Annotated in this window: 8 protein-coding genes; 3 read left to right on the top strand and 5 right to left on the bottom strand. The window is 71.0% G+C overall.

The features are described from left to right. Together FKV24_RS08280 and FKV24_RS08275 are read left to right on the top strand one after the other, a co-directional pair. The coding region (locus FKV24_RS08280; protein WP_141482035.1) for a heme biosynthesis protein HemY at window positions 1-582 on the top strand (582 nt) is incomplete at its 5' end. A 35-nt stretch (window positions 583-617) separates the two neighbouring features. Further along, window positions 618-995 (top strand): VOC family protein, encoded by a 378-nt coding sequence (locus tag FKV24_RS08275; protein ID WP_141482034.1) that lies wholly within the window; start codon window positions 618-620, stop codon window positions 993-995. Between the two features lie 105 nt (window positions 996-1,100). Here FKV24_RS08275 and FKV24_RS08270 read toward each other — a convergent pair whose 3' ends face one another. From FKV24_RS08270 to FKV24_RS08260, 3 genes are read right to left on the bottom strand one after another with little or no spacing between them, the layout of a single operon-like run. Beyond that, entirely contained in the window at window positions 1,101-1,400 is a 300-nt protein-coding gene (locus FKV24_RS08270; RefSeq protein ID WP_111267886.1) for a HigA family addiction module antitoxin, read from the bottom strand. Between the two features lie 9 nt (window positions 1,401-1,409). Further along, the gene (locus FKV24_RS08265; protein WP_141482033.1) at window positions 1,410-1,688 is read right to left on the bottom strand and encodes a type II toxin-antitoxin system RelE/ParE family toxin; all 279 of its coding nucleotides are present in this window, start codon (window positions 1,686-1,688) and stop codon (window positions 1,410-1,412) included. 48 nt (window positions 1,689-1,736) lie between these two features. Then, window positions 1,737-3,014 carry an acetyl-CoA C-acetyltransferase gene (locus FKV24_RS08260; protein WP_111265081.1) on the bottom strand — a complete coding sequence of 426 codons (1,278 nt, stop codon included), beginning with the start codon at window positions 3,012-3,014 and terminating at the stop codon, window positions 1,737-1,739. A gap of 185 nt (window positions 3,015-3,199) precedes the next feature. On the opposite strand from FKV24_RS08260, the gene FKV24_RS08255 reads away from it, so the two are divergent. Further along, window positions 3,200-4,132, top strand: coding sequence for a hypothetical protein (locus FKV24_RS08255; RefSeq protein WP_223250221.1), 933 nt, complete (start codon window positions 3,200-3,202; stop codon window positions 4,130-4,132). Between the two features lie 117 nt (window positions 4,133-4,249). Here FKV24_RS08255 and FKV24_RS08250 read toward each other — a convergent pair whose 3' ends face one another. Then, on the bottom strand, window positions 4,250-4,765 hold the full coding sequence (locus tag FKV24_RS08250) for a GNAT family N-acetyltransferase (RefSeq protein WP_111265080.1): 516 nt from the start codon (window positions 4,763-4,765) through the stop codon (window positions 4,250-4,252). An 8-nt stretch (window positions 4,766-4,773) separates the two neighbouring features. After that, on the bottom strand, window positions 4,774-5,172 hold a 399-nt coding region (locus tag FKV24_RS08245), incomplete at its 5' end, for a superoxide dismutase family protein (RefSeq protein WP_141482032.1).

Genomic DNA, 5,172 nt, shown 5'->3' with positions numbered 1-5,172 from the left:
TGGGCCGAGGCCGGCCTGCGCGAGGCGGCCGATGCCAATGTCCTGGCCGACCGCTGGGAAGCCCTGCCCAAACCGCTGCGCAGCGACCCCGCCGCGGTCGCCGCCTACGCCGAACGCGCCGCCGCGCTGCGCTGGGAGGACGCCGCCGCGAGCAGCATCGAACACGCGCTCGACAACCGCTGGAGCGACGAACTGGCAAGCCTCTACGGACGCCTGCCAATCGGCCGCCTCGACGCCCGCCTGGCCCATGCCGAGCGCTGGCTGCAGGCGCACCCGGCCAGCCCCGGACTGCTGCTGAGCCTGGCCCGCCTGCACCGCGCCAAGGGCCAGTGGTCGCAGGCCGAGGCCTACCTGCATCGCGCGCTCGCCCAGGGCGGCAATGCCGAGGCCTGGGAAGAACTCGGCAACGGATTCGCCCAGGCCGGCGACGCGCGCGCCAGCCAGTGCTACGCCAATGCGCTGCGGGTCGCCCGCGGCGAGGCACCGGTGGAAGTTCCGGGCCGCGACCTGAAGCAGAAGATCTACGACCAGGCCGCGATCGAGGAACGCGACGAGCACGGCCTGCCGCGCCTGCGCGGCTGAGCGACCGCATCGGCCGTCGGCACGCAAGCCATCGCATGCTCACCAACGTTATCCTCGGCAGCAACGACCTCGAGCGATCCGCCGCCTTCTACGACGGCCTGCTGGCGCTGCTGGGCGCGCGGCAGGTGATGCGGAACGATCGCTCGATCCTGTGGAAGGGGCCGGACGACGGCGTCGGGCTGGCGGTATGCCGCCCCTACGACGAACAGCCGGCCCGCCACGGCAACGGTTCTATGGTCGGACTCAAGGCGCACTCGATCGACGACGTCGCCCGCATCCATGGCACCGCGCTCCGTCTCGGCGGGCGCTGCGAAGGCCCGCCGGGCGAGCGCCGGCCGGGTGTGCACGCGGCCTACTTCCGCGATCCCGACGGCAACAAGTTCGGCGTGTTCCACATCGCCGCGGCGGCCTGAGGCCAACCGCGCCGGCTCGCCGGCGGACACCGCAGGCATGGTGTCTGTCGATGCCCGCGGGAAGCGCTCAGCGCTCCAGGATCGCGAGCAGGCAATGCGGCCAGGTCACGCGGCGGCGGGGGTGATCTCGCGTTCGATCCGCCGCAGGTTCTCGATCTCGGCCACCCGCAGGTCATAGGCGGCCTGCAGATCGAGCCACGAGCGCGCGTCCCCGCCGAAGTAGCGCGCCAGACGCATCGCCGTATCGGCGGAAATGCCCCGACGTTCGCGCACGATGTCGTTGATCCGCGGCGCCGGCACATGCAGCCGTCGCGCCAGCGCGTTCGCGCTCAGCTCAAGGGGCACCAGGTAGTCCTCGCGCAGAATCTCGCCGGGGTGTACCGGCCGCATGCCGTTCTTGAACATGATCAAGCCTCAGTGATAGTCGACGATCTCCACATCTTCCGGTCCATCGTCGGTCCAGCGGAAGCACAGCCGGAACTGATCGTTGATCCGGATGCTGTGCTGACCCCGACGGTCGCCCCGCAGGGCCTCGAGCCGATTGCCCCGCGGTGCGCGCAGAAAGTCCAGCGTGTGCGCCGCGTCCAGCTGGACCAGCTTGCGTGTGGCAATCCTGGCGATCGCGCTGAAACGACGGCACTTTCCGCTCTCGAACAACCGTTGCGTATCCATGCACCGGAAGCTGCGTATCATTCCGGCAAAATATAACGCTTAACGTTAAACGTCAAGCGTTAAACCTGCTCAGCGCTCCAGGATCGCGACCACGCCCATGCCGCCGGCGGTGCAGATCGAGATCAGGCAGCGGCCGCCGCCGCGCTGCTTGAGCTCCTTGGCGGCGGTGGCGACGATGCGCGCGCCGGTCGCGGCGAACGGGTGTCCGGCCGCCAGCGAGGAGCCGTTGGGGTTGATCTTGTCCGGATCGATCCGGCCCAGCGGCGCGTCCAGGCCCAGCCGCGAGCGGCAGTACTCCTCGCTCTCCCAGGCGCGCAGCGTGCACAGCACCTGGGCGGCGAAGGCTTCGTGGATCTCGTAGAAGTCGAAGTCCTGCAGGCTCAGGCCGTTGCGCGCCAGCATCTCCGGCACCGCCACGGTCGGCGCCATCAGCAGGCCCTCGCCATGGACGAAGTCGACCGCGGCGACCTGGGCATCGCGCAGGTAGCACAGCACCTCGTGGCCGTGCGCCTGCGCCCACTCGTCGCTGGCCAGCAGGCAGGCGGCGGCGCCGTCGGTGAGCGGCGTCGAGTTGGCCGCGGTCAGGGTGCCGCGCCCGGACACCTTGTCGAACGCCGGCTTCAGCGTCGCCAGCTTCTCCAGGGTCGAGTCCGGCCGCAGGATGTTGTCGCGGGACACGCCGCGGAAGCTCACCACCAGGTCATCGAAGAAGCCGCGCTCGTAGGCGGCGGCGAGCTTCTGGTGCGAGGACAGCGCCCACTCGTCCTGCGAGTCGCGGCCGATGTTCCACTGCTTGGCCATGTCCTCGCAGTGCTCGCCCATGCTCTTGCCGGTGCGCGGCTCGGCCACGCCGGGGAACTCGGGCTTGAGCTCGCGCAGCGAGAAGCCCTTGAACGCGGCCAGCCTGCCCTTGAGGTCGCGCGCGGCATTGGCGGCGAGCAGGCGCCGGCGCAGCTTCTTGCCATAGACGATCGGCACGTCGGAGGTGGTGTCCGAGCCGCCGCCGATGCCGGATTCGATCTGGCCGACCGCGATCTTGTTGGCGACGGTGATGATCGAGTCCAGCGAGGTGCCGCAGGCGCGTTGCAGGGTGATGCCCGGGGTCAGCGACGACAGTCCCGACGACAACGCCGCCTCGCGGCCGAGGTTCCAGTCGCTGCTGTGCTTGATCACCGCGCCCATCGCGACCTCGCCCAGCACCTGTCCGTGCAGGCCGAATTTCTCGACCAGCGCGCCGAGCGTGCGTACCGACATGCCGAGGTTGCCCACGTCCGCATAGGCGGTGTTCTGGCGGCAGAACGGGATGCGGACGCCACCGAGCACGGCGACGGGACGGATTGGGCGCATCGGTATACCTCGTGGGGCTTGTGGAGCTGACGACTCGCGGGAATGGACGGGAATGTGGACGGCGGCGGCGCTGACCGCCACGACCAGCGGGCATAATGGACGGCGACGGCCCGCGACACATTGGGGCTGCGCCGAGTGTAGCGCCGGCCCCGCGCACAACCAAACGCCACCGTATCCTGCTGCCGATGACCGCTCCCGACCCGACCGCCATGCCGGCCCCGCATGCGCCTGACCTGGCCGTGCTCGGCGCCCTCGCGCTGGAGCTGACCGCCGGCGCCGCGATCGCCCGCACCACCCTGCCGCAGGGCGATGCCGGCGCCCTGGCCGGACTGATCGCCCGCGACCTGGCCGACTTCGAGGCCGACGCCGCGCGGCTGCAGCTGGTCACCGTCGGCGCCCACTACGACCCGGTCGAGCTGCTGCGGCCGGGCTGGCCGCTGCATCGCGAGCTCGACGACCTGGCCGCACGTGCGCCGGGGGGCGGCCACGACGGCGAAGGCCACGGCCGGATCATCGCCTTCGGCAGCCACGACGGCCGCCTGCCCGGCGCGCTGACCCCGTCGCCCGACTACGACGGCGGCACCTTCCGGTTGCTGCCGTTCCTGCTCTCCGGCGACGCCGACACCATCGCCCGGGTCGGCGATGCGTTCGAGAACGGACTGCTGGAGCGCGGCATGGCCGGCGCCGAGACCGCGCTGCAGGCGCAGACCGCGTTCGGCCTGCGGATCGAGCATGCGCGCTACCTGACCGTGCACGACCTCGCCGCGATGACCGCGATGCAGTACGACCACGCCGGCCTGGCGCCGCTGTGGCCGCTGCTGGAAACCGCCTTGCTGGAACCCGGCGGCGAGGCCTGGCTGGACGCGGTGCCGGAACCGTTGCTGCGCTATGCCGATGGCGAAGCGCGCATCGCCCTGTTCTCGCCGCGCGCCTGGCACGCGCGCTACGCACCGGAGGCGCCCTGCGACAGCGACGAATGCCGCGACCGGCTGGAACGCCGCTTCCAGCAGTTCCAGGCGCGCCTGCGCCAGTTCGCGGCGGTGCTCGGCGCCCACGGCGTGGCGGTCAACTTCGTCGACTGCCAGGACGCCGAACGCGCCCGCGACGCGCTGGCCTGAGCCCCGCCGCCAGGGAAGGTCCGAACAAACCCATCCTGGACGTGTTCGGACGTCGCAAGGTCAAGCCCTTGCGTGCTTGATCCGCGCGTGCACTCCCTGGCGCGCGGAACCTCTGAATCAGTCAGAGGCTCCCTGGCCCGTCGCCGGGGGCTCGAACCCGGCCTCGAACACCCGATAGCCGGCATCGTCCATGCCCAGCGCGCGGTAGCTGCGCTGGGCATTGCCGTTGTCGCGCTCGACATACAGGCGCAGGCCGATCACCCCGGCGGTCGCACGGGCGCGTGCCTCGACGTGGCGGTAGAGCGCGGCGAACACGCCCTGGCGTCGATGGGCCTCGGCGACGTAGACGCTCTGGATCCACCACCACTCACCGTTTCGCCAGTCGCTCCATTCCCTGGTCAGCATCAGGGTGCCGACCGGCACCGAGACCAGCTCGTCGCCGGCCAGCGGCGCATCGCGCATCGCGATCAGATAGCGGGCCCTGGCCGGATCGACGATGCCGGCATGGACGCCGGCCAGCACCGTCTCCGGGTCCAGCCGCTTGTGCTCGGTCTCCCACGCCATCGCCTGCGCCCACTGCGCCAGCAGCGGGGCATCGGCGGCGTGAGCATCGCGGATGCGCAGGCTCGACATCGGCGCCCTCAGCGGGTGACCTTGATGATCCCGCAGGCCACCCGCTTGCCGGCGTTGCCGGAGGGCTGGCTGGCGTAGTCGTCGGCCGCGGCATGGACGATCACCGCGCGGCCGGCGACGTCGTTGACCGCGCCGCCGCCGAGGGTCACGCCCAGCGCATGCACGTTGACCTGGGCCACGCCCTCGCCATTGGCCTGGATGTTGTCCATGTCGCCGCCATGGTGGGGGCCATGCCCGACCCGGCCATGCGGGTTGGCGGAAGGATTGAAGTGGCCACCGGCGCTGGACGCGTCGACCGCACTGCAATCGCCCTTCTCGTGGATATGGATCGCGTGCAGGCTGCCGGGGGTCAGGCCGCCGATCTCGCCGGCCAGGAACACGCCGCCCTCGCCGGGGCGGACATTGAG

Origin of the sequence: Marilutibacter maris (genome assembly GCF_006546735.2) — a bacterium.
Lineage (GTDB): Bacteria > Pseudomonadota > Gammaproteobacteria > Xanthomonadales > Xanthomonadaceae > Marilutibacter > Marilutibacter maris.
The sequence above is the reverse complement of the archived record's forward strand: the minus strand, read 5'-3'. Positions and strand labels throughout refer to the sequence as shown.